General features: G+C 54.6%; 19 protein-coding genes. 8 read left to right on the forward strand and 11 right to left on the reverse strand.

The window, feature by feature from the left end:
* Nucleotides 1-256 precede the first annotated feature (256 nt).
* The 3 genes from KM934_RS04690 to KM934_RS04700 form a co-directional block, all read right to left on the reverse strand.
* The gene (locus tag KM934_RS04690) at nt 257-1,198 is read right to left on the reverse strand and encodes an SPFH domain-containing protein (RefSeq protein WP_215759465.1); all 942 of its coding nucleotides are present in this window, start codon (nt 1,196-1,198) and stop codon (nt 257-259) included.
* A gap of 38 nt (nt 1,199-1,236) precedes the next feature.
* Nucleotides 1,237-1,716 carry an NfeD family protein gene (locus tag KM934_RS04695; protein ID WP_215759466.1) on the reverse strand — a complete coding sequence of 160 codons (480 nt, stop codon included), beginning with the start codon at nt 1,714-1,716 and terminating at the stop codon, nt 1,237-1,239.
* Nucleotides 1,717-1,781: 65 nt separating this feature from the next.
* Nucleotides 1,782-2,474 carry a hypothetical protein gene (locus KM934_RS04700; RefSeq protein ID WP_215759467.1) on the reverse strand — a complete coding sequence of 231 codons (693 nt, stop codon included), beginning with the start codon at nt 2,472-2,474 and terminating at the stop codon, nt 1,782-1,784.
* Nucleotides 2,475-2,713: 239 nt separating this feature from the next.
* Between KM934_RS04700 and KM934_RS04705 the strand changes: the two genes are divergently transcribed.
* On the forward strand, nt 2,714-3,613 hold the full coding sequence (locus KM934_RS04705; protein WP_215759468.1) for a DMT family transporter: 900 nt from the start codon (nt 2,714-2,716) through the stop codon (nt 3,611-3,613).
* A 290-nt stretch (nt 3,614-3,903) separates the two neighbouring features.
* Here KM934_RS04705 and KM934_RS04710 read toward each other — a convergent pair whose 3' ends face one another.
* Nucleotides 3,904-6,471: a M60 family metallopeptidase gene (locus KM934_RS04710; RefSeq protein ID WP_215759469.1), complete on the reverse strand. Its 2,568-nt coding sequence runs from the start codon at nt 6,469-6,471 to the stop codon at nt 3,904-3,906.
* Nucleotides 6,472-6,482: 11 nt separating this feature from the next.
* Nucleotides 6,483-7,838, reverse strand: coding sequence for a leucine-rich repeat domain-containing protein (locus tag KM934_RS04715; RefSeq protein WP_215759470.1), 1,356 nt, complete (start codon nt 7,836-7,838; stop codon nt 6,483-6,485).
* A gap of 220 nt (nt 7,839-8,058) precedes the next feature.
* Between KM934_RS04715 and pnp the strand changes: the two genes are divergently transcribed.
* The 3 genes from pnp to KM934_RS04730 all read left to right on the forward strand — a co-directional run bounded on the left by pnp (nt 8,059) and on the right by KM934_RS04730 (nt 14,298).
* A complete protein-coding gene (gene pnp / locus KM934_RS04720) occupies nt 8,059-10,317 on the forward strand; it encodes a polyribonucleotide nucleotidyltransferase (RefSeq protein WP_215759471.1) in 2,259 nt (752 codons plus the stop codon).
* A 417-nt stretch (nt 10,318-10,734) separates the two neighbouring features.
* A complete protein-coding gene (locus KM934_RS04725) occupies nt 10,735-12,693 on the forward strand; it encodes a DUF6057 family protein (protein ID WP_215759472.1) in 1,959 nt (652 codons plus the stop codon).
* 54 nt (nt 12,694-12,747) lie between these two features.
* Nucleotides 12,748-14,298 (forward strand): TolB family protein, encoded by a 1,551-nt coding sequence (locus KM934_RS04730; protein WP_215759473.1) that lies wholly within the window; start codon nt 12,748-12,750, stop codon nt 14,296-14,298.
* A gap of 292 nt (nt 14,299-14,590) precedes the next feature.
* Here KM934_RS04730 and KM934_RS04735 read toward each other — a convergent pair whose 3' ends face one another.
* From KM934_RS04735 to dapB, 4 genes are all read right to left on the reverse strand, one after another.
* Complete coding sequence (locus KM934_RS04735; protein ID WP_215759474.1) at nt 14,591-15,238, reverse strand: WbqC family protein; 648 nt, start codon at nt 15,236-15,238, stop codon at nt 14,591-14,593.
* On the reverse strand, nt 15,232-15,636 hold the full coding sequence (locus KM934_RS04740; protein ID WP_215759475.1) for a S26 family signal peptidase: 405 nt from the start codon (nt 15,634-15,636) through the stop codon (nt 15,232-15,234). The genes KM934_RS04735 and KM934_RS04740 overlap by 7 nt, the downstream gene beginning before the upstream one ends.
* On the reverse strand, nt 15,633-17,099 hold the full coding sequence (lepB, locus tag KM934_RS04745) for a signal peptidase I (RefSeq protein WP_215759476.1): 1,467 nt from the start codon (nt 17,097-17,099) through the stop codon (nt 15,633-15,635). The genes KM934_RS04740 and lepB overlap by 4 nt, the downstream gene beginning before the upstream one ends.
* A 123-nt stretch (nt 17,100-17,222) precedes the next feature.
* Nucleotides 17,223-17,987: a 4-hydroxy-tetrahydrodipicolinate reductase gene (gene dapB, locus KM934_RS04750; RefSeq protein WP_215759477.1), complete on the reverse strand. Its 765-nt coding sequence runs from the start codon at nt 17,985-17,987 to the stop codon at nt 17,223-17,225.
* 237 nt (nt 17,988-18,224) lie between these two features.
* Between dapB and KM934_RS04755 the strand changes: the two genes are divergently transcribed.
* From KM934_RS04755 to KM934_RS04765, 3 genes are all read left to right on the forward strand, one after another.
* Nucleotides 18,225-19,406 (forward strand): PCMD domain-containing protein, encoded by a 1,182-nt coding sequence (locus tag KM934_RS04755; RefSeq protein WP_215759478.1) that lies wholly within the window; start codon nt 18,225-18,227, stop codon nt 19,404-19,406.
* Between the two features lie 62 nt (nt 19,407-19,468).
* Nucleotides 19,469-20,245 (forward strand): porin family protein, encoded by a 777-nt coding sequence (locus KM934_RS04760; protein WP_215759479.1) that lies wholly within the window; start codon nt 19,469-19,471, stop codon nt 20,243-20,245.
* 10 nt (nt 20,246-20,255) lie between these two features.
* On the forward strand, nt 20,256-21,701 hold the full coding sequence (locus KM934_RS04765) for a calycin-like domain-containing protein (RefSeq protein WP_215759480.1): 1,446 nt from the start codon (nt 20,256-20,258) through the stop codon (nt 21,699-21,701).
* Nucleotides 21,702-21,951: 250 nt separating this feature from the next.
* Here KM934_RS04765 and KM934_RS04770 read toward each other — a convergent pair whose 3' ends face one another.
* On the reverse strand, nt 21,952-22,128 hold the full coding sequence (locus tag KM934_RS04770) for a hypothetical protein (protein WP_215759481.1): 177 nt from the start codon (nt 22,126-22,128) through the stop codon (nt 21,952-21,954).
* Between the two features lie 308 nt (nt 22,129-22,436).
* Here KM934_RS04770 and KM934_RS04775 point away from each other — a divergent pair, with 308 nt between their 5' ends.
* Entirely contained in the window at nt 22,437-24,113 is a 1,677-nt protein-coding gene (locus KM934_RS04775) for a S41 family peptidase (protein WP_215759482.1), read from the forward strand.
* A gap of 805 nt (nt 24,114-24,918) precedes the next feature.
* On the opposite strand, the gene KM934_RS04780 is transcribed toward KM934_RS04775, so the two are convergent.
* A partial coding sequence (locus tag KM934_RS04780) for an IS66 family transposase (protein ID WP_215759483.1) occupies nt 24,919-25,372 on the reverse strand: 454 nt, incomplete at its 5' end.

Consider the following 25,372-nt stretch of genomic DNA (forward strand, 5'->3'; position numbering starts at 1 on the left):
GTTGCGACATTCTCGTTGAAGCCATAGCGGGCTATGGCGAAACGAGAATGGAAGCAAGATGCCGAAAGAAACGCTGACAAGAGTTGGAAAGAAACCATAACATCCTACTATTTTCCTTATTTCGGTCTAATGACCGATTGGGGATTATTAGTTGTGATGGGACGAAAACGAAAAGGCGCAAGCCCTTGGGAGGAGTTGCTCCCGGGTTTGCGCCTCATTATGATTAAGAGAAAATGTATGGATTGCTGATGGCTTCCTACTGATTGAACAGTTCCTTGATGCCGCCCAGGCTTCCCATGAGGTTAGACGCCTCGTAAGGCAGGAAGACGGTCTTCGCCTTGTCGCCTGAGGCCACCTCCTTCATCATGGCGATGTAGTTCTTGGCCAACAGATAGTTGGCGGGGTTGGTGGTCTTTCCTACGGCCTCGGTGATGCGATCGATGGCTTGCGCCTCGGCCTCGGCCTTGCGGATGCGGGCCTGCGCCTCACCCTCGGCCAAGAGAATGGCCTGTTGTTTCTCGGCCTCGGCACGGTTGATCTTGGCTTGCTTCTCACCCTCCGACTGAAGGATTTGGGCCTGCTTCGTGCCCTCCGAGTTGAGGATGGTGGCGCGCTTGTCGCGCTCGGCCTGCATCTGCTTCTCCATGGCCTGCAGCACGCTTGCGGGTGGGATGATGTCTTGCAGCTCCACACGGTTTACCTTGATGCCCCATTTGTTGGTGGCGTCGTCGAGGACGGCGCGAAGTTTCGTGTTGATGATGTCGCGCGAGGTGAGTGTTTGGTCGAGCTCCATGTCGCCAATGATGTTACGCAGGGTGGTTTGCGTCAGCTTCTCGATGGCGTTGGGCAGGTTGTTGATTTCGTAGACGGCCTTGAAGGGGTCGACAATCTGGAAATAGAGCAGGGCGTTGATTTCCATCTGGATGTTATCCTTGGTGATAACGTTCTGGCGGGCGAAGTCGAACACCTGCTCGCGGAGGTCGATGCGACTGGTGTAGAGGTAGCGGCCGTTGGCCATGGTGACGATCTCCTTGGCGCGGTCGATGAAGGGAATGATGACATTGATGCCGGGGTTGAGCGTGGCGTAGTAACGGCCGAGACGCTCAACGATCTTGGTTTCCGATTGTGGTATGATGACCAACGCCATCTTGGCGAAGATCAACACGCACACCACGAGTGCAATAAGTACGTAAGACATGGTAGTTATGTGTTAGAGGTTTGTAAATAAGCTGATTGTTACGCGGGTTTGTTGGTGGGGTTGGGGGTGGTTGCGGGCACCACGTCGATGATGATGCTCTCGCGTCCTACCACCTTGACCAGTTGTCCGACGCTGATGTCGTGCTTGGTGGTTGAGGCTTGCGCCTTCCAGTCGTCGCCATCGATGGCCACACGTCCGAAATGTCCGGCGGTGATGGTCTCGCTGACGCGGCCTATGCGCCCGATGATGGCGTCGGCGTTGCTCACGGGCGCAGGTTTGTCGTCGTGCAAGTATTTGAGCGCGAAGGGGCGCACCAAGAAGATGCTGAGAGCCGAGAACACAACGAAGGCAAACACTTGCAGGCCCAGTCCGCCGATAAGGGTGGTGAGGGCAGCGGCCACTGCTCCTACCGAGAAGCAGATGATGAAGAAACCGCCAGAGACAAGTTCCATGATAAGACAACCGACGGCGAGGACCGTCCAGAGCTGCCAAAGGTTGGATGTGATGTAGTCTAACATAGTGGTATGGGTTATGATGTTCTGTTTGGTATGATCGGTGTGGAATGGTGAGGTGTGTGTGAGGGTCAGAGGGAGAGCACGAAGTCGTCCCACTCCTTGGTGGTTCCCTTGCGCTGAAACACCTTGTGGAAAAGGCGGCTGCGCGTGCTGGCCACGCTCTCCTTGCTATGGGCCGTGAGGGTGGCTATGTCCTTTGGGGCGAAGCGAGCCTTGATGAGCAAGCACACGGCATACTCTTGTGAGGTCATGCGGTAGAGGCCATAGAGTTGTGAGGTGAAGCCCGTATAGACCGAGTTGATTACTTTGTCGAGCTGCGACTGTTCCTCGTTGCTCATGCTCTCGCCCCGGTCGAGCAGGTCTTGCAGGCGGATGTAGACTGGTGATGAGAAGATGATGTGGTCGGCTTTGCTGCGTTTCTCGTTCTCGATGACCGCAACCTTGTTGTTGTAGTCGAGTCGCGCTTTCTTCTCCTCCAGCTCCAGGCGCAGTACGTCGTTCTCATCGTCGAGCTTTTGGATGAGCTCTTCCAGTTCGGCCACTCGCTTGTGGTTGGCCTCAAGGCTCTGTTGGCTCATGGCCTGCTGGTCGGCTTGTATCTGTCGGGCCTTGTCGAGGCGGTCTCTGAGTATCTGCATCTTGCGCCGGCTGTTTTGTATGGTTACCACCAACAGGGCGGCGTAGGTAACCAGGAAGATGCCCACCAGAAACCACTCGCGGGTGGTGAAGGGTGCGAAGGGAAGTAGGTCGTAACTCGTCATGCGGCATTTGTTTTTTGGTTTTTACGCTGGCAAAGATAGTTGAATTATGCTAAGAAAGCAAGAAATGGGGTTTGCAATTGTGCGCAATATGGGGGTTGGGTTCGCAGGTGTTCGCAAATGGATGGAAAATGCGGTCCTTGGAACGCTTAGGGCGACAAAATGTCGATAAACTTGGTAGAAGGGAATCTTATTGTCGGTGGGGTGTTTCTGTTTCTGACGAAAGCGTTAACTTTGCACGCATGATGGACAAACATAAGATAGAAGGCCACTCTGCCGTGTTGTTGGCCAATGTGATTTTCGGTCTCGGAGTGCCCGTGACCAAGTTGCTTCTCGACGAATGGGTGTCGCCCATGGCTTATATGGCCACGCGCTGCATGGGCGCCGCCGCCATATTTTGGCTCATCTCGCTCTTCATGCCACGCGAGCGTGTGGAGCGTCGCGACCTCCTGGTCATCATGGGTGGGGGCTTGTTGGGCTTCGTGGTCTCGCAAACGCTCACCGCATGGGCCTTGCATTTTACCACCCCTGTATATTTTAGCATCATCGCCACACTCACGCCTGTGGCCACCATGGTATGCGCAGCCTTGCTCATTGGCGAGCGCCTTAGCCTGCGTGGTGCCTTGGGAGTGGCGATCGGTGTGGTGGGCGCGCTGCTCATGGTGATGGTGGGCTGGCAGGGTGGCTCGGGAATGAACGACCTGTTGGGCATAGGGCTGGCGGTGCTCTCGCTGTTGACGTGGGCTGTGTACCTCATCATTACGCGAAAGGTGTCGGTGAAATACACGGCCGTGACGCAGATGAAATGGGTGTTTTTGGTGTCGACCCTCGCCGTGTTGCCCTTCTCATGGACCGACTTGCAAGCCTCGCGGCTCTATTCAAGCCAATGGGCGTGGAGCGGTGTGGCCGAGATGGCCTTTATTGTGGTGTTTGCCACGGTGGCCGGTTTCTTCGCCATCCCGTTCGCCTTGCGCTATCTGAAGACCACCACTGTGTCGGTTTATACCAACCTGCAACCCATTGTGGCGTCGTTTGTGGCTATCGCCATTGGCCAGGACCTGTTGAGTTGGGACAAGCCTGTGTCGTTGGCTTTGGTGCTGCTGAGCGCTTGGATTGTGACCAACAGTCAGCAGAAGGGCTAACCCAGTGGGGGGATTATTGTGTGATGAATGGAGCATCCATAGGATTTTTGGGTTAAAAACCAATAGGGGAGGCTTTGCCATGTGGTGCAAAGCCTCCCCTATTTAACTCCAATCGGTCGTTAGATTTCGGTCTAAAGACCGATTGGGGTTTAATGGGTCGCGGGTTACTTGGATAGGGGGTGTGCGCCAATTTGGAATGGCGAGCGCCATGGTGGGTAACCCTCGTGGTGGTTGGTCAATCCTTGGGCGTTAGGGTTTGCGCCTTGAACGCCCAAGGATTGTGGTGCTGATTACTTCTTGTAGCAGAGCGTCTCGCTACCATCGTAGCTCACAGCGTTGATGTAGGCCACGTTGCTGCCCAGTGTAACGCTTGTGTATGACGGACGGTAGTTCTTGTTGCTGCCTACGTAACCGATACCGTAGCTGTAGATCTCAACCAGCTTGCCGTTGGCGTCGTAAGCCTTGAAGCCGATGACGTTGGGCCATGCTGAGTGCTTGATGGTGATCTTGCCACTTGCAACGCTGCAACCGGTGCCAACGGCGATGCCCTCGGGAACGGTGAGCTTCTCACGGAAAGGCTTGGTGTTGTAGATGTTGATCAGGTACAAACCGGCGGGAGCCTTCGGGTAATGCTTGCTGTCGATGTAGCTCTGAAGCTCGTCGACCATGGCCTGTGTGATTTGCAGACGACGGTTGGCGTAGTCGCCGATAATCTCGTTGTGAGGCATCATCATGCCGCAGAGACGGAAGTATTCGGTGTAGTCGGTCTTGGTAATGTCGCAAACCTGCTTTACGAAGTTGAGCTGTTGCTCACCGTCGGCGGTGTAGTCGGCGTTCTGGCCGATGCCGTTGTTCTTGCTGGGAAGATCCATGGTGCGCATTCTCTCGAAGATTCTCGGATAAGCGGTTGAGTCGACGCCTGCTCCGTAGGTGTAGCAATGGATGCCCCAGAAGGCCATCATTGTCGACCATACGTTGTGGCTCTGATGGAAGGTGCTGTTCGGGTTGATCATGTTGGGCTTGATGATGTTGTTCACAAAGCCGTAAGCCTTATCGCCATTGCCCTCGTTCTCCATGCGGTGGAAGCCGCTTTCCTGGGTGCGGTCCTGTGCGAAGGCGGCCAGGAGGTTGTTGGTTACCTCGGTGAGACCAATCCAAATCACACCGTCGGTCTGGTTGTTGTGACCCAGCTCGTGGCCGGCACCCCAGTAGTCGAAGTAGTCGGGATTAGATGAGGAAGGCTGGCTGAGCGCGTTGACAGGAACGCACATGCCGTCGTTGCTGGCGTGGTAGAGACCGGCCGACTTAGCTACGCAGATCACGGTCTGGTGGTTGCCGTAGACGCGGTTGTACTTGTAGAGACCCATCATGGTGAACTCAGACGATACGATGCTGTCGTAGGTGTTGACGAGCCACACGGCATCCTTACAGTTCTGCTTCAGGGTCTGAGTGGGGAAGTTGATCTGGCAGTGGTAGCCCAGCAGGTCGGTGCAATCGCCGTTGGTGTTGTTGATGATGGCGTTGTAGTCCTCATTGGTCATGCCCTTTGTGAGGTCGAAGTAACCATGCTCTGTGCACATGGCGAAGTGGATCTTCACCTTCGGAGCCTTGGCATAGTCGTTGGTGTAATAGTTCACGTAGATGTTACCCCTGTTGTTCACGGTGATGATGTTCACACCGTTCGACAGGGTGTAGTTGCTCTCGGCGAACACGGTAGGACCGAAGTTGCGAACCTTCATGCCCACAGCGTAGTCGGTGATGCCCTCGACGATGACGGCGATGCGCTCACCCTTTTCTACGAAGATACCAGTAGGGTTCTCGTGGTTGCAATAGCTATGAGAGGTCTTCAGCTCCTGCTGCAATGAAGATACGGGCTTGTAGGCGCGGAACTCGCCCACGCGGAACTTGGTAGAGTAGTTGCCGTCGAGCAGTGTGTAAACCAAGCGCTTGACAAACTGGTCCTTGATCTTAACGGCGGTCTCCTTGTTGATGCCCGGCTTCAGCGTGGTGCAGAGGTCGTCGGCGAAGAACTGGCGGAGGTACTCGGTGGTAGAGTTGTCGCGCTGGTAGAAGGCCATCTCGGCGCAGCTGGCAAAGCCGGCGCCACCGTCGGAGATGGTGTAACGCACAGCGCAAATGTTATCGATGCCCTCATCGCCAAACTTCACTTTCGTGTCGGTTCCCACCTGGCCGAAGTTGTAGTTGCCAAGGGTTACCCATGTGCTGTCGGACAGCTGGTACTCGATAGTGACGTTACCCCAGTTACCGTTGCTGTTGCCGTCTTGGCGCGGAGTGTAGACGGCGTAGTCTACATGGCCGGGAATCGACAGGCGATAGGTGAGCACCACGGGGAACTTGGTCGATGTGCCGCCCCAAGGTGAGTGGTAGAACGTGTTAGGGTTGCTGTCGTACGAATTCTCGATGCCATAGCCGTCCATGTGCTGGTTGTCGGTGGCCGAGCCGATGTTGATCTTTCGGTCGGTGCTTCTCGATGCGGCGCCCTCCATGGTGTTGGGCTGCTGGTCGATGACAAACTGGGCGGTGTAGGAGCTGTCGATGCTGGTCAGGGTCACGGTGGCGTAACGGTCCACACCGCTGACGTTAAACTCTGAGAACATGGCGAGGTTGCCGTTGGCGTCCTTCTGCACCTTCACCCATGTCTCGGGCGAGTTGACCGTGTAGTCGCAAGTGGCGTTGATGGGCACAACGGCGAAGTCGTTGTTGTAGCCCAAGGTGATGGTGTCGCCAGGAAGCATGATCTTGGCGGCGTTGGTGGTGTTATTAAGCTTGGTTTGCGCACTGGCTGTCAGTGACAAAAGGACAGCAGCGGCGGTAGCAAAAATCTTATGTTTGTTCATGGTGATTCTGTTTATCGGATAATGACTTTCTTGCCGTTCGCGATGTAGATGCCGTGAGTAGGCTTGTCAACACGCTGTCCGTTGAGGTTGTAGTAAACTGCAGGCTTCTCCTGGTTGTTGTCGGTGGTAACGCCGTTGATGCCCGTAGGTGTGGTTACGAGGAACGGAGTGGTGGTCAAGACAATATCGGGATAATAGGACGATGTGGCCTTGATGCTGACGGTCTTGCCAAAGGCTGAATCCCAGAATGTGATGCGGCGAATGTAGTTCTTGTAGTCGCCACCCTCGGCGGTCTTGCTCTCGGTCAGCTCGTTGTTGTTGCTGTCGATGATGCTGATCATCGGAGCTGACGACTGGCCCCAACCGTTGGTCGACATGGGCTCGTATTTCCCGTTGCCCCAGTTGTACTCCTCATTGGTGTAAACATATCCTTCCTCTACCAGGGGGTAGGGGTTCTGGGGAGCGAGAATGGCGGTGGTGAGCACCTTGTTGTTACGAGTGGTGGGGAAAGAGTTGTAGAACAGGCTGTTGTTGCTCAGGTCGACGAGCGACAATGTCTTCTTGCAATCCTCGTTCCAAGTCACAGTGGTCAGGCCGCTGTTGGGCACCACGAGGCTCTGCAGGCTGCCGCACGATGTAACATCGAGCTGCTTGAGCTCGTTGTCGCCGGCCCAAATGTCTGTCAGGTTGTTCAGGCCCTTGGTGTCTAAGGCGGTCAGGTCGTTGTTGGAAACCGAAAGCACCTTGAGCGATGTGCACTTGTTGAGCTTCAGCGTCTTTATGGCATTGCGCTGCAAAAAGAGCTGCTCCACTCCCGTCATCGAGCTAACGCCAAGGCCTTTCAGCTGGTTGTCGGCCAAATAGACTTGCTTCAGGCGGGGAAGCAGTGAGACGGCGAAGGTGGCCAACTGGTTGTCGGAACCATTGACAATCTGAGGGCCGTAGACCTTGAAGGTGGTCAGCTTGTTGCCTTGGGCGTCGATCTCAGCGAGGTTCTTGAAGTTAGTGAGGTTCAGGGTTACCAATTCGTTGTTGCCGCAATAGAGCTTCTTCAACGAACTGCTAATGTTGGTAAGGTCCATGTTTGTCAGGCCGTTACCAGCAACATAAAGAGAGGTCACTTCTGTGTCGGTCTCCAAGGTGAACGCAGACGACGCCAACGTTAGTGTTTGCATCGATCCATCGGTGACAAAGGTCTCCTTTTCTCCGTTTGCCCATGTGACGGTGACCGTCAGTCCGGGGTTCATGGCGATGGCGAAGGTTTCGCCCACTGCCTTGTTGGTAGTGAAACTCATTGTCGCTGCTTGCGTAACCGTAGCAGAACAGAGAAGCAATCCAATCAGTAGATGCTTGTAAAATTTTCTCATAAGCTTGTGAAAGTTAGATAGTAGTTACAGGGTGCAAAAGTAAGAAAAAGTTTAGACTGACGCAAACGTTTACCCTAATAAATATCGTAAAAAAACTAAAAACGCCTTCTTGGGTAAATTTTAGTATTGTTTTCTTCGTCAGTTTCATTTTTAATAGGTATCTTTGTCCGCAGATTTTTTAGATGTTAGTCAAAACAATAAGATTTTTTTAAGATTTTCGATGAACGTAATTACAAAGACCGTTCAATTGCCAGATGGAAGGACCATCTCAATTGAGACCGGAAAGGTTGCCAAGCAAGCCGACGGTGCCGTTGTTCTCCGCATGAACAACACCGTGCTGCTCGCCACCGTTACGGCAGCCAAAGAAGCAGTTCCCGGCACCGATTTCATGCCGGTGACAGTAGACTACAGGGAGAAGTATTATGCCACAGGCCGTTTCCCTGGCGGCTTCACCAAGCGCGAAAGTAAGGCCAGCGACGAAGAGATCCTCGTCTCACGCCTTGTGGACCGTGCCTTGCGCCCCTTGTTCCCCTCTGATTTCCACTGTGAGGTATTCGTGCAGATCTGGTTGCTCTCTAGCGACGGCAAGGATCAGCCCGATGCGCTCGCTGGCTTTGCAGCTTCTGCTGCCATGGCCTGCTCCACCATACCTTTTGAGCACACCATCTCTGAGTGCCGTGTGGCTCGCATCAATGGCGAGTATGTCATCAATCCGACATTCGACCAGATGAAGGACGCCGACCTCGATATCATGGTTGGTTGCACCAAGGACAACCTGATGATGGTTGAGGGTGAGATGAGCGAGGTGTCGGAGCAAGACCTGATTGGCGCTCTGAAGGCTGCCCAGGAGGCTATCAAGCCGATGTGCGACCTGCAGGATGAGCTGGCCAAGGAGCTCGGCACAAATGTGAAGCGCGAGTACAACGACGAGATCAACGATGAGGACCTGCGCAAGCAGATCCACGCCGAGTTGTACCAGCCCGCTTACGACATCATCCATCAGACGCTTCCGAAGCAGGAGCGCAACGATGCTTTCGACAAGACTATCGCCGACTTCCTGGAGAAGTACGACGCTGCCCACACCGACCTCTCAGAGGAGGAGCTCGAGGAGAAGCACGCTGAGGCAGGTCGCTATTGGGGCGACACCATGCGCGACGCCATGCGCCGTTGCATCCTTGACGAGGGCCTGCGTATGGACGGCCGTAAGACCGATGAGGTTCGCCCCATCTGGTGCGAGGTGTCTCCGCTGCCCATGCCTCATGGATCAGCCTACTTCCAGCGTGGTGAGACCATGTCTCTGGCCACCGTTACTTTGGGCACAAAGCTCGACGAGAAGCTCGTTGATGGTGCTGTGACACGTGCTTATCAGCGCTTCTTGCTCCACTATAACTTCCCTCCCTTCTCAACAGGAGAGGCAAAGAGCCAGCGCGGTCCCGGCCGTCGCGAGATTGGCCACGGCCACTTGGCATGGCGTGCTCTGAAGGGTCAGATTCCCGAGGGCTTCCCCTACACGGTTCGTGTGGTGAGCGACATCCTCGAGTCGAACGGTTCTTCATCAATGGCCAGCGTCTGCGGCGGTACTCTCGCCTTGATGGACGCCGGTGTGCCCATCAAGAATCCTGTGGCAGGTATTGCCATGGGTCTCATCCACAACCCTGGTGAGGACAAGTTCGCCATCCTTTCTGATATTCTCGGCGACGAGGATCACCTGGGTGATATGGACTTCAAGACCACTGGTACGAAGAACGGTCTGACCGCCACTCAGATGGATATCAAGTGCGATGGTTTGTCGTTCGAGGTTATTGAGCGCGCTCTGATGCAGGCCAAGGCTGGCCGTGAGCACATCATGGCCGAGATGATGAAGACCATCTCTGAGCCTCGCGCTGAGATGAAGCCTCAGGTTCCGCGTATTGAGGCCTTCGATATTCCTAAGGAGTTCATTGGTGCCGTGATTGGCCCTGGCGGTAAGATCATCCAGCAGATGCAGGAGGATACCGGCTCAACCATCACCATCGATGAGGCTGATGGCGTAGGCCACGTGCAGGTGAGCGCTCCCAACAAGGAGTCGATCGACGCTGCCATCCAGAAGATTCGTGCCATCGTGGCCATCCCTGAGGTGGGCGAGGTGTACGACGGCGTTGTGAAGAGCGTCATGCCTTACGGCTGCTTCGTAGAGATTATGCCTGGCAAGGAGGGTCTGCTCCACATCTCTGAGATTGCTTGGAAGCGCTTGGAGACCGTTGAGGAGGCTGGTATCAAGGAGGGCGACCACATCCAGGTGAAGCTCCTTGAGATCGATCCTAAGACTGGCAAGTACAAGCTCTCTCACCGTGTGTTGGTGGAGAAGCCCGAGGGTTACGTGGAGCGTGAGCGCCGTCCCCGTCGTGAGGGTGGCGAGCGTCGTCCTCGCCGTGAGGGCGGTCGTGAGCGTCAGCCCCGCCACAACAACCATCAGGAGAACAACGAGGCAGCAGAGTAAGTTGCCCCAAGGTGATGGGCACAACATCTTGTTGCCCACCACATAACCCCATAAGGCCCGGCCGCATGTGTTATGCAGCCGGGCTTTTTATGTTACGCCGCCCGCTGGGTTGGCGCAATGGAGGGTGGGAGAGCGGCTTGCTGGGAAGAAGCAAAGCGATAAGTCGCTCGCAGGGTTGGCGCAATGGGCATAATGAGATGGCTCGTCTCACACCAGACGTGAGAAAACACACCTTATTATATAGGCTCCTCTCAGACGAGCGCCATGCGTTGCTTAGGTGGATTGCGACCATAGGTGTGCCTTGTTGATTATTTGATTCGCGCTAATTTACTTGTGCTTATACTTGTTTTTTACTGAAATCTACATACTTTTCACATTTATTTAGTACTTTTGTACGGTTCAAATGACCTGAATGAAATGAATGATAAGAAACTAAAGAAAGACAAATCAGTCAAGGCTCACGACGCTGCTACCCACCTATCGACCTCTCACCACGGCCGTTCGGCCTCGTCAGCACCTGTCGCGCAGAGTGGCTTGTCGCCCTTGACGCGCACCGTGATCGGTTGGGTGCTCCCCGTATTGGGATTAGTGGCTATTGCCGTAGCCCTCCTTGCTTACGACTCCGACTTCTTGTTCCGAGTGCAAGAGCTCAACCTGTTTCTCTACACCCCGCTGTTCTTTGAGCAACAGATGGTGGTTTCGGGAGGCTTCCTCACCTGGTTGGGCACTTATCTCACACAGTATTTCTACCATCCTTGGCTTGGTGTTGCGTTGCTGAGCCTGTGGTGGATGTTGCTCATGTGGTTCACCAAGCGAGCGTTTCGCCTGCCTGCCTATGCGTCGGCCCTGCTCTTGGTGCCCGTGGTGATGCTGCTCATCACCGTGGTCGACATGGGTTACTGGATTTTCTACCTGAAGCTTCGCGGACACGTGTTTGCCGCCACCATCGGCACCACTGTAGCCGTCGGATTGGTTTGGCTCTATCGCGTCCTTTCGGGCCGTTTCCAATTGCGCAACCTGTTCATGCTTCTCAGCACAGTGGTGGCCTATCCCCTGCTGGGCTACTACGGCTTGATGGCCACAGGTCTCATGGCCTTGTTGGCTTGGCGAATGGGAAATGGTTTGCGTGACCAGCTCCTCAGCAAGGTTGTAGCCACCATTGTGGCCGTTGTGGCCATCATCTTTGTGCCTCTTGTGTGCTATCGTTACGTGTATTGTCAGACACCAGAGAGCGGTATTTACACCACCGCCCTACCTATCTATACTTTTTATGGCGAACACAATAGTTATTATCTGCCCTTCGAGTTGCTCACACTTGTGCTCGCCCTCTTTGCGCTTGCCTATGGTTCGTGGCGCAAAACGGTACGCCGTAGCTACGTTGTTTTGGGCAATATTGCCGTGCTTGCTATCCTCGTGGTGGGTGCCTGGATGGGTTGGTATAAGGACAACAACTTCCGCCGCGAGCTCATCATGACCCACGCCGTGGAAGACCTTGACTGGGATAAGGTGCTACAAACCTATCAGACCCTTGGCGAGAACGAGGAGCCCACCCGCATGATGTGGATGCTGAAAAACCTCGCCCTCTTCCGCCAAGGCACCGCCGGCGACAACATGTACCACTACAAGAACGGCAGCGCCGCCCCTGATGCGCCGTTCCAGGTGCGCCTTTCGCAGACGGGTGCCAAGCTCATCTATTATCATTACGGCAAGCTCAACTTCTGTTACCGTTGGTGCTTGGAGGACGGTGTGGAGTATGGCTGGTGCGTCGACTACCTGAAATACATGCTCAAATGCTCCATCCTCAATGGCGAGATGAAGGTGGCCAAGAAGTATATCGACCTGCTCAAGTCGACAAAATACTATAAGGATTATGCGGAACACTATGAGCCTTACCTCACCAATCGCAGTCTTGTGAAGAACGATGTGGAGATGAAGCCCATCCTCCATTTCCTGAGCGGCCCCGATGAGCTCACTTCCGACAACTCGCTTGTGGAGCTCTACCTCATCAACAACTTCTCGAACGACAACTCCAACGACCCCGTCTACCAGGAGGCGTGTCTACAGGCAGCCTTGCAGTCGAAGCAGATACCCGTGTTCTGGACCCAGTTCTCTAAGTATGCCAACCTGCACAATGGCCAGCGTATGCCCATACACTACCAGGAGGCCGCCTACCTTTATGGCCATTTGGAGAACAAGATAGACATCAGTCACATGCCTTTCGATGAGGAGGTGAAGAAGAACTATGACGATTTCATGGCCGCAGCGCAGGAGATGGGCGAAATGACCGAGGAGCAGATGAAGCCCTTGCTCTATCCCCGATTTGGCGGAACGTTCTACTACGAGTACTTCCTCATCCGTGGTCTGAAGAGCTATTGATGCTCGTGACGCGACCACTTCGCAATGGATTTACACAACATCAACACTGAAGAAATGAAACTCAGAAAGACAACATATCCCATGGGCTTGCGCCTTCACCATCGCGCCGCCCTCACACTGTTACTCATTTTGTCGCTCTTCCTCGCCTCATGCAGCAAGGTGGAGGTGCCCGCGCAGTATAGCGAGACCGCTAAGTTGCCAGCCGTTTACCCCGATTACACCAACGTGACGGTGCCGGTGAACATCGCACCGCTCACCATGGAGCTCACCACACCTGCCGAGGACATGGTTACGCGCTATAGCTTCGGCGACCAGGAGATCCTTTGTGGTGGACTGAAGGCACAGCCCGATCTCGACGAATGGAAGGCTTTGGCAGCCGCAGCCAAGGGCCACGATATCCGCGTGGACATCTACGCCCAGAACCAAGGGCAGTGGACCCACTACAAGCCCTTCGCCATTAGCGTCAGTCCCGACAGCATCGACCCGTATATTTCCTATCGTCTCATTGCACCATCTTACGTCACCTACGAGGAGCTCACCATCAACCAGCGTTGCTTGGAGAACTTCGACGAATCGGTGATCTACAACAACATGCTTGCGGCCAACGACAGCGACGGACAGTGTATCAACTGCCACAACGTACAAAACTACAACCCCGACCGCTATCAGTTCCATGCTCGCCAGTACCATGGCGGTACGTTCATCGAGTATGATGGCAAGATGCAGAAGGTGAACATGAAGAGCGACAGCATCCTTTCAGCCGGTGTTTATCCCGCTTGGCACCCTACGCTGAAGCTCTTGGCCTATTCCACCAACAAGACCATGCAGAGTTTCCATACGCGCGACATCAACAAGATTGAGGTGCTCGACTCGCAGAGCGACCTCATCCTCTTCGATCCCGACAAGAACGAGGTGTCGACCATTCTCAACGATCCCAACGAGTTTGAGGTGTTCCCCTGCTGGTCGCCCGATGGCAAGTACCTTTATTATTCGAGCGCCCATTTCGAATACCGCGACACGGTGGACCACGACAAGGAGGCCATAGCCCGTGCCAAGGAAATAAAATATAGCATTTACCGCCTGCCTTTCGACGAGAAGACACGCACGTTCGGTTCTCGCGAGATGGTGTTCGACGCCGCCGGGATGGGCAAGAGCGCCACGTTCCCTCGTGTGTCGCCCGATGGTCGATTCCTGCTTTATAGCTTGGGCGGATGGGGATGTTTCCATATCTGGCACCGCGACGCCGACCTTTGGGTCACCGACCTCACCACTCTTGAGAGTCGTCCGCTCACGGCGGCCAACTCCAACAACGTGGAGAGCTACCATGAGTGGTCGTCCAACGGTCGCTGGATCATCTTCTCAACCCGCCGCGACGATGGCGTCTACACCCGTCCCTACATCGCCCACATCGACAAAGACGGCAAGCCCTCAAAGGCTTTTGTGGTGCCGCAGCGCGATCCCGACTTCTACCACCAGTTCATGAAGAGCTACAACGTAACCATCTTCATGCGTGGTCCGGTGACAACCAAGCCCCAAGACATCTTCGATGTGCTGAAGAACGACAACGTCACGCCCGTGACGTTCCGTTCCGCGTCAGACAAATAATACACAGAATCATTTGAGTTAAAAGCCCTCGAAGGCGTGCTTCACGCAAGCGGTAGCCCCTTGGCCGCCACTTGCCCCGAGCCCCCTTCGAGGTTTTTTGCGTGGCGTAAGGACGCCTTGGCGGCTTTCGCGAGATAATAGCTTCGTAGTGTGCATGCCGAAGTCTCACCCCCTTGTCGCGATGAAATGTGCGATAAGGGCGCTATGAAGATGCAAATCACCGATGAAATGGGTGGAAGCTGAACCAATAACCTTCTAACAATCTTCCCTTTCGGTCTAACGATCCATTGGGTTAAAGGAAAAAAATGGCCTCATTGCCCTCGTTGAACAATAGGTCGAGGATGGAGAGGTTGGGCTGGAAGCCGTGCTTCTGCTGATACACCTGATAGTAAGGAGTGGCTACGAACGAAGGGTCGGGCAACGGTTTCTTCGGGCGAATGGCATCGCGGAAGTCGTCGGCCTGTAGCTTGTCGGCGTCGGCATACTGGTCGGTAAGCTGCAGGTTGGGCCTGATGTCGAGCAACTCGCAAAGTTTGAGCGTGATGGCCAGGTTGAAATCGAACAGGTTGTCCCAACGCTGTTGGAAGAAAGGCTTGATGTCGTCGGCGTAATACTCGAAGAACGGACTCTCGCCATAGGCCGACTGCAAGGCGTTCCAATGCAGGTGGCGCCAGTTGCCATGGTCGCTTACGCGCATGTTGGCCATGGCGCACTTTGAGCTCTCTCCATGCTCCGTTGGCACCGTGAGTGCCTGTTGTCCCGCCTCCGTGGCGATAAGGCAACGGTTGCGGTAGGTCTGTTTCACGAAATGGTCGTGCCGCTCCAGCAGGCAAAGGCCGTAGCGGTTCAGCTTTTGGTACCATTGCACCGGCCCAAAATAAGTAGACGAAAGCAGGGCTACCGAATTGTTTGCAGCCTCGTGTTGTGCGATGGTCACCATGGCAGATGATAGAGTCTTGTGGCCTTTCCCTCCACCTGGTGCAAGTGCACCAAGACGCGGCTTTGGCCCGTGTTGACAAGATAGAGCTTACAGTTGCGGCATGTGCAGCGCCTGCAGCATCGGTAGGGAATGCGATAAGTTGCGCTGTCTACCGTGATGGTATCGCCCGGCACGGCCTCTACAGCGCCAATAAGTCGTCCAGGCTGGTTGAAAACCATGAGGTCGCCTCGTTTGAACGTGGCATGCGACACCTTGTTCACCACCACACGGTCGCCCTTGTGGAGTGTCGGCGCGACATCCATGGGGACGCTGTAGATGGCGAAGGCGAAGGCGCGCACGGCCAATAGGATGACCGTGAAGGCGCCCAATGCTACGATAAACTTGGCGAGTTGCCTCATTTGATGTTGTCAACCCATCTGAAGAGCCTGCTCCAGCGTACGCCTTCGAAGCCCTTTCTGTCGGGATCTGAACTCCACCAGATGAAGATGGGTTTGCCAACGATGTGGTCCTCGGGCACGAAGCCCCAGTAGCGCGAGTCGGCAGAGTTGTGGCGGTTGTCGCCCATCATCCAGTAGTAGTCCATCTTGAAAGTATAACTATTGGCGATTTTGCCGTTGATGTAGATGTGTCCGTTCTTCACTTCGAGGTCGTTGCCCTCGTAGATGCGTATCGGGCGCTCATAAACGGCGATGTTGTCCATGGTCAGGCGAATGCTCTTGCCCTTCTGCGGAATCCATACCGGACCATAGTTGTCGCGTGTCCATCCCGTCACGGCGTTGAGCGGATAGAGGTCGCCCACATACTGGTCGGTGTTCAGGCGAACACTTGCCACGAGGTCCTTGCGTGCGCTGAGCGCCTTGGCGGCCTTCTTGGTGAGCGGCAGGTAGCCGTTTTGGTTGAGGCTTGTCAGGTCCTCCATTGAGATGCCGAGGTCGTGCATGAAGTCGTCGGGCAGGTTGCCCTTGAGCTTCACGTAGTAGGTGTATTGCACATTGTCGGGCTCCTTGTTGGCCTTGCCGTTGAGATAGATGATGCGGTTCTTGATCTGCAACGTCTGTCCAGGCAGTCCCACGCATCGTTTCACATAGTTCTCGCGGCGATCGGTGGGTCGCGAGTCGATGGAACCGTAGGTGTTGGGGTTGTTGGCAATGTAGTTGCGGCCCAGGTTGTAGATCATCTTAAAGTAGTCGTACTGCTCCTGTCGGTTTAGGTTGGCAGGGCTGACCGTGTCGGCGAAGTTTTGCTCGTAGATCTGTTGGCCCAGGCTGTACACCATGCCGTAGTAGTCGAACGACTGGTAGGCCGGCTCTGTCACGATGGTGTCGCCGGCGGGATAGTTGAACACCACGATGTCGTTGAGCTGCACCTTTCCCAATCCCTTCATGCGTCGGTAGTCCCAATGGGGCCACTCAATGTAACTCTTGGCCTGTATGAGGGGCAGGGTGTGCTGTGTCAGCGGCATGGTGAGCGGCGTCTGCGGGATGCGTGGTCCGTAGCTCACCTTCGAAACGAAGAGGTAGTCGCCCGTCAGCAACGACTTCTCAAGCGAGCTCGAAGGGATGACATAGTTTTGGAAGAGGAAGAGGTTAATGAAGTAGACGGCCACCAGTGAGAACACGAGGGCGTCTACCCAACTCATGATGAAGCGCACAGGGCCTTCGGCAGTCTTCCACCACTGCCAGCGTATCTTCTTGGTGATGTAAACGTCGAAGAGCAGCAGGGCGCCGGCGAGCGTCAGCAGCCAGCCGGTGATGGAGCGGGGTTGCACCCATACAATGCACAATGCGTAGAGGAAGAGCACCACGGCCAACTTGGCCCATTGCTTCTTCATGTTGAGGTTTGCTTTTTCCTTGTCGATCATAGTAGTGTTGGGCTTGTGCGCTCCGTCGCCTTGCCTTAGGGGTGTTGGGTGTCGTGTGAGCGGCGGCAGGCGGTGGCGGGCGTTTCAAGCCGTTCTGATGTTTGCGGAATGAATGTGTGTTCGTTAGGGGATGAGCGAGCTGAAGAGGTCGGTTGTGGTCAGCAGTCCCGTGTGGTTGGCCGTGTATTCGGCGGCCAGCACGGCTCCGAGGGCGAATCCCTGTCGTGAGTGGGCGCTGTGGCTGATGGTGATTTGGTCGGCCTCGCTGTTGTAGGTGATGGTGTGAATGCCGGGCACCTCGTCGTGGCGTACACTGTTCACGAGCAGCTCGTTAGCCTTATGGTCGGTCGATCCATCCACATGTCCGTCGTCCCACGTGGTGACGCCTGCCTTCCAAGCGTCCTTGCGGTCGAGCAGGTCCACGATGTCTTCGGCCAGTGTGATGGCTGTTCCCGACGGTGCGTCGAGCTTGTGGATGTGGTGTGTCTCCTCCATTTCCACGTCGTATTGTGGAAACTGGTTCATGATTTTAGCCAAATACTTGTTGACGGCGGCAAAGATGGCCACGCCAATCGAGAAGTTGGACGCCCAGAACAGCGTCTGCTTTCCGTCCTTTGTCAGGGCTTCCACGTCGTCCTTGTGGTCGGTCATCCATCCCGTCGATCCGCTCACCACCTTCACGTTGTGCTTAAAGGCCCTCAGGTAGTTGCTGTAGGCCGCTGTGGGGTTGGTAAACTCTATGGCCACATCGGCAGATGCGAAGGCCGGGCTGTCAAAGTCGTCTTGGTTGTCCACATCGATTTTGCAGACAATTTCATGGCCGCGGGCGATGGCGATTTGCTCAATCATGTGTCCCATCTTACCGTAGCCGATCAGTGCAATCTTCATGTTCGTTTTTCCTTCGAATGGTTTGATTGTTGCAAAAGTACTTATTTTATACGAAAGTTGCTGTTTTTTTAATCGAAAGTTGCTGGTGGACAACCTTAAATAATTAAAAATAGGGTAATTTAACCCTCTTGAAAACATATTTGCGTCAATCTTTTTTGTGGAATATTTGAAAAGGTGTACCTTTGCACTTTGAAACTATTGGTCCTCCCTATAAGGCTCAGTTAGAAAAGATTGTATATGAAATATCATCCCCTGCTGCCCTTTGTGGCAGCTTGCTCATTGCTTACTTCCTGTTTCAAGGAAGAGCCGCTGAATGCGGAATGTGATATCGAAGCGGTTTATTTCCACCTCGACGAGCCGTTGGGCACGTTCTACCAGTTGGGCGACACATTGCAAAAGGTGTTGTCCGACAATACGGATGTTGTGTTCAACGTCAGGCGCGAGCCGGCTGCCGACCTGTCGCTTGTGGAGCCACAGTTGGTGCTCACCCCGGGCGCCAGCGTGACAAGCTCAGCCAGAACGGTCGACGAGGCCACCGGGACGGTACGTTGGAACTACGTCGTTGGGTCGCAAGACAAGCAGTGGTCGAGGGCCTACACCGTCAGCGTGGTGCCCACCTCGCGCACCGTACGCGACACCGTGGCCTACGATTTCGAGAATTTTGAGCTTGAGCCGCAGAAGAAAAAATATTATGTTTGGCACGACGAGCTCAATGATGGCCAGTGGGGCAACAACTGGGCCACGGGCAATGCGGGCTACCAGATGAGCATGGGCAAGGCCCCTGCCGACGAGTACCCATCGGTTCCTTTGGCCGATGGCTACGACGGCTATGGCGTAAAGCTCACCACGTTGAGCACAGGCCCGTTCGGTGCGGTGAGCAACATGCGCATCGCAGCGGGCAATTTCTTCCTTGGAAAGTTTGATGTGGCCAATGCGTTGACCGACGCCATGAAGGCCACCTGCATGGGAATACCCTTCGACCGCAAGCCATTGAAGTTGCAAGGCTATTACAAGTACACGCCGGGCAAGGTGTTCCAGGACCGCAACGGCAAGCCCGTGGAGAACCGAACCGACGCCGCCGACATCTATGCCGTGTTCTATCGCAATGAGGAAACGGTCACTACGAGCGACGGAAAGACCGAGACGCGCCCCGTGATGCTTCATGGCGAGGATACCAAGACCAATCCCAACATTGTGGCCATCGCCCAGGTGGCTTACGTGAAGCCCACCACCGAGTGGACGCTCTTCGACGTAACGTTCGACTACATGTCGGAGATCAACCTCGAAACGCTCGTCAGCCGCGGTTACAACCTGGCCTTGGTGTTCTCCTCTTCGATCGACGGCCATCACTTCCAGGGCGCCATCGGCAGCCAGTTGTGCATCGACAAGGTGCGCGTGGTCTGCGAGAAGGAGGAGTAAGACCATCCCTTCCGCAACGGCTTACCTACCCAAACGATTCATTATCTCATAGCTAACGACTCATGATCAAAAAGATATTCATCCTCATAACCCTTGCCGCGGCAACCCTTCAGGCCAACGCCGACAATCTCATGAAAGGCTTGGTTGTCAAGACCCGACGTGGTTACAACATCGGTGGAACGGCTCCGCTGCCCATGCCGGCCAGCATACGCAGTCTCAACGACTACTCGTTCAAGGCCAACTGGAGCCTTGGCGTCGACGCCACCAAACCCCTCGACGACCGTTGGGGCGTGGCCGTGGGCCTGCGTTTCGAGGCCAAGGGCATGAAGATCGACGCCGATGTGAAAAACTATCACGAAGTGATGGTGCAGGGCGACCAAACGCTCGACGGCATGTTTACGGGCTCGGTGGCGACCGATGTCAGGCAGTGGATGTTCACGGTGCCTGTGCAAGCCTCGTTGAAAGTGTGCCGTAACGTCGACCTCCGCTTCGGTCCTTACGTCTCGGTGCTTACCTCCAAGGGATTCTCGGGCTATGCCCACAATGGATATCTGAGGCAGGGCGACCCCACCGGACCCAAGGTGATCATTGGCGATACGCCCGGAACCATGGGTTACTACAACTTCTCCAGCGACATGCGTCGCTTCCAATGGGGCGTGGGTGTCGGTGCCGATTGGATATTCTGGCACAACTGGGGACTCTATGGCGAGGTCAACTGGGGCTTGAGCGGCTTGCACAAGAGCTCGTTCCACGTGCTCGACCAAACCCTTTATCCCATCTTCGGACAGGTGGGAGTGATATGGAAAGCAGTAAAGAAATCGAAAAAGAACAATAAGTAATTAGGTATTTATGAAGAAAATTTTTACTTTGTTAGTAGTAGCCATGACCGCTATGAGCAGCATGGCAGCCAACTACACCGACAGCCTCACCGTGACGGTGAATGGCCAAAGCGTTGAGCAACATGCCACCATCTCTGTGGACAAGGACCAGGATGGGCTCCTGACGTTCTCGCTTAACAACTTCATCTTGTCTATGGGTGGACAGGAAATGGGCATCGGCAACATCGTTATCGACAAGTTGCAGCCAATGGTCGCAGGCACCGACACATTGCTCGAGTGCTCACGTGGCATTTATATCACCGAGGGCAACGACCCCAATGTGGCTGTATGGGTGGGCCCGAATCTCCAGGAAGTGCCTATCAACTTCGTGGCAAAGCTGTCTCATGGTCGTGTCTATGCCAGCATCAGCATCTACATGGAAGCGCTGCAGCAGAACATCGACGTGACGTTTGGCTCAGGCTATCAGATCCCCAACAGTGGTTTTGAGAACTATCACACTTATGCCTATGATATTGACGAGCCCCTGCGTTGGCACTCTTTCGCTACGGCAGGTGGTATGTTGGCGTCAATAGTATCCCAGACAGCGCATACGTTCCAGTCGGAAGATGTTCGTCCTGGATCCACAGGAAGCACAAGCCTTAGCTTGAAGGCCACTTCTATCATTGGTTTTATTGCCAATGGCACCGTTACCACGGGCCGTATGATAGCTGGTTCTTTTTCTCCTTTAGACCCCCAAAACCATGCTGAGCTCGACATGAGCAGCACTGAGGTTGACGGAAATGGCAACCCCTATTATATCAATATGGTGGGTCGTCCCGACTCGCTTGCCGTGTGGGTGAAGTTCTCACAGGCCAAGGCCAACAAGAAGCACCCTTATGCCACGGTGAGCGCCTACATCACCGATGGCACCCGTTTCCAGGATCCCCAGGACAAGACGTATCGCAATGTCATGGCCAAGGCCGTGAACAATACCATCGCCACCACGGGTGGTGAGTGGAAGCGCATCGTTGTGCCCTTCACCTATGTCAACGACTCTATCGACGGCAAGGCCATCCTGGTCACCATCTCCACCAACGCCGATCCGGGCCAAGGAAGCGATGGCGACGAGATCATCATCGACGATTTCGAGCTGATCTACGACGCTGAGCTCACAAACGTTGCACTGGTGGGCGACGAGGTGAAGCCCGAGCTCAAGGGTAAGGGCGCGTTCTGCGTGGTTTCTTACGACAAGAACGAGGCCAACGAGAACATTGCCACCATCAAGGTCTACTCCGACGACCTGAAGACCCACTTCACCAAGACCTTCAATATGACTACCGCTGGCATCGGCTCGGTGGAGGCCAACGGCGCCGTTCGCAAGATCTACAACGTGGGCGGACAGCTCGTCAACGACATGAAGGCCGGTCAGGTCTACATCGTCAAGGAAGGCGGTAAGACCTTCAAGGTGCTGAAGTAAGCCGTTAAGGCAACCCAATAAGCCGTGCGCCTGCTTCCCAAGGCGGGCACACCCATCAGGGAAAGTCCCGGTCATCCACTATGGATGGCCGGGACTTTTGCGTGATGGGCTGTCCATGGCTTTGCGCAACGTGGGGTGGACCATTGGCGTGGCATGGGAAATGATGCGTGGAATGGGGCCTAAGGCTTAGAAAACTAAAGTTTCGGATTTAGTTTCAAACGGGCTGAATGATCGTTCAAACCGAATGCAATCAAGCATGCTTGAATTGCTGAGGTGCAGCCGATAATGCACGGGCTGAAAGCCCAATGAGCGCATAGCCCAGGGCAAGCGAAGCGACACCCTGGGTATTAATAGTATTTTCATTGGTGCGCCCTGGAAGGGCAAAAGCATTAATCCTTATGTGGATTTTGCTCAGTGACTGTGCCATATTTATTACGCTTTTGCTCTTTCAGAGCGTTAATGGGTATGTTGTTTGTATTCATACCCAGGGTGTCGCTTCGCTTGCCCTGGGCTATGTTCTTGTTGGGCTTTCAGCCCGCCCTTGACCCAGGGTGTCGTTTCGCTTGCCCTGGGCTATGCGCTTGTTGGGCTTTACCTTTCCGCTTCGCGCCGGTGACGGTAAGTTCAGCCCACTCTGCCTAAATCAGAAACTCCAATTAGAAAATCATCATTCTTGATGGTCGCTATCATTTTTGTTTGTATCTTTGCAACACAAATATAATAGAGAGATTGCACATGAGAAAACTGATCATGGCCGTGACCCTGTGGCTGGCAGCCATCGGGGCCGTAGCCCAAAACGACGACCATAATTTTGATGTGGCTAAGAACCTCGACATTCTGAACGCCATTTACAAGAACCTCGACATGATGTATGTGGACACGCTCAACCCCGACGAGGTGGTGGGCAACGCCATCAACTCGATGCTCCAAGGCCTGGACCCTTACACCGTCTATTATCCTGAGGACAAGCAGAAGGACCTGAAGATGATGCTCACGGGCAAGTATGCGGGCATCGGAGCGCTCATCCGCTACAACTATAAGCTTGGGCGCGTATGCATCGACGAGCCCTACGAGAACATGCCTGCCGCCGAGGTGGGACTGCGCAAGGGCGACATCATCCTCAGCATCGATGGCGAGGACATGACGAAGAAGAACAACGACTATGTGTCGGAGCACCTCAGGGGCGAGAGCGGCACCACGTTCGAACTGAAGATTCTACGTCCGTCGACCAAGAAGAACATGAAGTTCAAGGTGACGCGCCGCATCATCCAACTGCCCTCCATTCCCTATTATGGCATACAAGCCAATGGTTTCGGCTACCTGAACCTCTATTCCTTCACGGAGGGATGCGGCAAGGAGGTGCGCAATGCCATCATCGAGATGAAGAAAAACGGCATGAAGGGCCTCGTGCTCGATCTCCGCGGCAATGGCGGTGGTTCGGAGATGGAGGCCGTCAACGTGGTGAACTGCTTTGTGCCCAAAGGACAACTCGTGGTGAGCAACCGTGGTAAGGTGAAGCGCATGAACCACGACTATAAGACCACCGTGGAGCCTGTCGACACCGTGATGCCCGTGGTGGTGCTGGTCAACGGCTCGTCGGCTTCGGCCTCCGAGATTACAAGCGGAGCGCTGCAAGACCTCGACCGCGCCGTGGTGATGGGAACCAAGACCTACGGTAAGGGCTTGGTGCAAACCATGGTGGACCTTCCCTATAACGCGCAGATGAAGCTCACCACCAACAAATACTACATCCCCAGTGGCCGTTGCATCCAGAAGGTGACCTATCGCCATGGCAACGGAGGCAGCGCCGAGGCGGTGGCCGACTCGGTCGTGGAAGGGTTCCACACCGCCAACGGCCGTCCGGTGAAGGGCGGTGGGGGCATTGAGCCCGAGGTGGTGGTGAAGCCCGACTCGCTGCCCAACATCACCTATTACCTCGCGGCCATGCGCGACTCCGACGAACTGGTGCATACCTTCGAGATCGACTACATCGCCAAGCATCCCACCATTGCCCCCGCAAGCGAGTTTGCGCTGACCGACGCCGATTACGAGGAGTTTAAGCAAAGGGTGCTCAACAGCCATTTCAAGTATGACGCCATGAGCGCCAAGTCGCTCGACGACCTCGAGAAGTTGGCTAAGTTTGAAGGCTATTACGACGATGCCAAGGCTGAGTTCGACGCCCTGAGGAAGAAGCTGAAGCCCAACCTGGCCAAAGACCTCGACTTCAATAAGGAGAGCATCTGCGAGATTCTCAACAACGACATCGTGGCCGCTTACTACTATCAGCGGGGCGCCGTGCAGAACACGCTGCGCACCGACAAGCAGGTGAAGGCCGCCTTTGCCCTCTTGGCCGATGCGGAGCGCTACCAGCAACTGCTGAAGCCGCAGCCAAAGGACAAGGCCAAGAACTAACCGTTGGTCCCGCAGCCGCCCATGGCGCCTCCTGGGTGGCGCCTGTCCACATACCGCCAAGGCCCCGAAGCCTCCATCGAGGGAGCGCTCGGGGCCTTGGCGCGTTTTTATCCCCAAATCGGCCTTATTATATAAGGCTCGATGGGACGCCCATGGTACGCGGCGTAGATACACCATGATAAGGCTGTTGGCCCACATGGCTTTTGCCATCACTTGTGGTTGGATGGATTGGGAGCCATGAGGCGCTTTCAGGGGTTGGCGTCAAAAAGCGTAACAATCTATACTGCAAACTACACATTTCTTTTCCACGACAAAAATATTTGGCCGAAATACGCGATTCTCGACGTGTTTTTGCAACATGCTTATAATCAAAAGGTTGTATTTTTGTGCCCACATTACGCCCTTCGAATTCCACCTCTCTCATTGCGATAGATGGCCTTTCGTCATGCGAAACATGCCCAACCGCCATGCGAAACATGGCCGATCGAGGTGGGGTTAGGCATCTTTCGCAACTCGAAACATGCCCGATCGCCAGCGCCCGCCTTGTTTTCGCCGCTCGCTTTCCGTAAAAACGGCCATTTCGCGCGCTCGTTCACCCGAAATTGCGACACAACTTTTTCACCAAAAAACCTCACATCCTATGCGACACCTACCAACTTGAGGCCTTCCCCAGCCGCACCTTCCCCATGGCCCTTGTTCTCCTATAGCACGGATGTCGCCGTGCGTCCGATTTATTGCGGTTTGCTTGGCGGATGTTTGCAGTGCGGAAAGGGGTAACTATTCAGCGAAAGGGCATGGCGGGGTATCAAGCCTCAAATAAGGCTTGAATTGCATTGAACGGAGTCTTGTTGTGTTTCTTAGCTGTTTCAACGATTGAATGTAATTCAAGAAATGCATCTGCCCCAAAATCAGAACGGAATGTGCAGGAGTTCTTCAACTTGATTTTCAACTTACGTATTCCACGCTCACTTCCGTTATTGTCAGATGGTATCATTGGGTCTTCGAGGAAATTGAAGATGTAGTCACGGCATTTTATCAGACCCTTTTTGAGTGTCTCAAACTTCTTGCCAAAATTGCAGATATTCAGTTTGAGCAGGTTGTCTAAGCGTTCCAACCACGATGCTTTGGGTATTATCGCAGATGGGTTCGAGTTTCTCTCATGTATGGCTTCACGGAACAAGTCGGTTATCTTGTCTGACCAATCCTGCTTGGTATTCAGTTCCGACATATATTGCAACTCTCGCAGCAGATGGGCAAGG

The organism is Hallella faecis (assembly GCF_018789675.1).
Lineage (GTDB): Bacteria > Bacteroidota > Bacteroidia > Bacteroidales > Bacteroidaceae > Prevotella > Prevotella faecis.

Excerpts from the sequence above, each read along its gene's own strand:
- KM934_RS04735 (WP_215759474.1), bottom strand. The coding sequence starts at position 15,238 with ATGGTGACCATCGCACAACACGAGGCTGCAAACAATTCGGTAGCCCTG.
- KM934_RS04705 (WP_215759468.1), top strand. The coding sequence starts at position 2,714 with ATGATGGACAAACATAAGATAGAAGGCCACTCTGCCGTGTTGTTGGCC.
- KM934_RS04760 (WP_215759479.1), top strand. The coding sequence starts at position 19,469 with ATGATCAAAAAGATATTCATCCTCATAACCCTTGCCGCGGCAACCCTT.
- KM934_RS04730 (WP_215759473.1), top strand. The coding sequence starts at position 12,748 with ATGAAACTCAGAAAGACAACATATCCCATGGGCTTGCGCCTTCACCAT.
- dapB (WP_215759477.1), bottom strand. The coding sequence starts at position 17,987 with ATGAAGATTGCACTGATCGGCTACGGTAAGATGGGACACATGATTGAG.
- KM934_RS04765 (WP_215759480.1), top strand. The coding sequence starts at position 20,256 with ATGAAGAAAATTTTTACTTTGTTAGTAGTAGCCATGACCGCTATGAGC.
- KM934_RS04740 (WP_215759475.1), bottom strand. The coding sequence starts at position 15,636 with ATGAGGCAACTCGCCAAGTTTATCGTAGCATTGGGCGCCTTCACGGTC.
- KM934_RS04695 (WP_215759466.1), bottom strand. The coding sequence starts at position 1,716 with ATGTTAGACTACATCACATCCAACCTTTGGCAGCTCTGGACGGTCCTC.
- KM934_RS04700 (WP_215759467.1), bottom strand. The coding sequence starts at position 2,474 with ATGACGAGTTACGACCTACTTCCCTTCGCACCCTTCACCACCCGCGAG.
- KM934_RS04725 (WP_215759472.1), top strand. The coding sequence starts at position 10,735 with ATGAATGATAAGAAACTAAAGAAAGACAAATCAGTCAAGGCTCACGAC.
- KM934_RS04710 (WP_215759469.1), bottom strand. The coding sequence starts at position 6,471 with ATGAACAAACATAAGATTTTTGCTACCGCCGCTGCTGTCCTTTTGTCA.
- KM934_RS04715 (WP_215759470.1), bottom strand. The coding sequence starts at position 7,838 with ATGAGAAAATTTTACAAGCATCTACTGATTGGATTGCTTCTCTGTTCT.
- KM934_RS04775 (WP_215759482.1), top strand. The coding sequence starts at position 22,437 with ATGAGAAAACTGATCATGGCCGTGACCCTGTGGCTGGCAGCCATCGGG.
- pnp (WP_215759471.1), top strand. The coding sequence starts at position 8,059 with ATGAACGTAATTACAAAGACCGTTCAATTGCCAGATGGAAGGACCATC.
- KM934_RS04755 (WP_215759478.1), top strand. The coding sequence starts at position 18,225 with ATGAAATATCATCCCCTGCTGCCCTTTGTGGCAGCTTGCTCATTGCTT.
- KM934_RS04690 (WP_215759465.1), bottom strand. The coding sequence starts at position 1,198 with ATGTCTTACGTACTTATTGCACTCGTGGTGTGCGTGTTGATCTTCGCC.
- lepB (WP_215759476.1), bottom strand. The coding sequence starts at position 17,099 with ATGATCGACAAGGAAAAAGCAAACCTCAACATGAAGAAGCAATGGGCC.
- KM934_RS04770 (WP_215759481.1), bottom strand. The coding sequence starts at position 22,128 with ATGGCACAGTCACTGAGCAAAATCCACATAAGGATTAATGCTTTTGCC.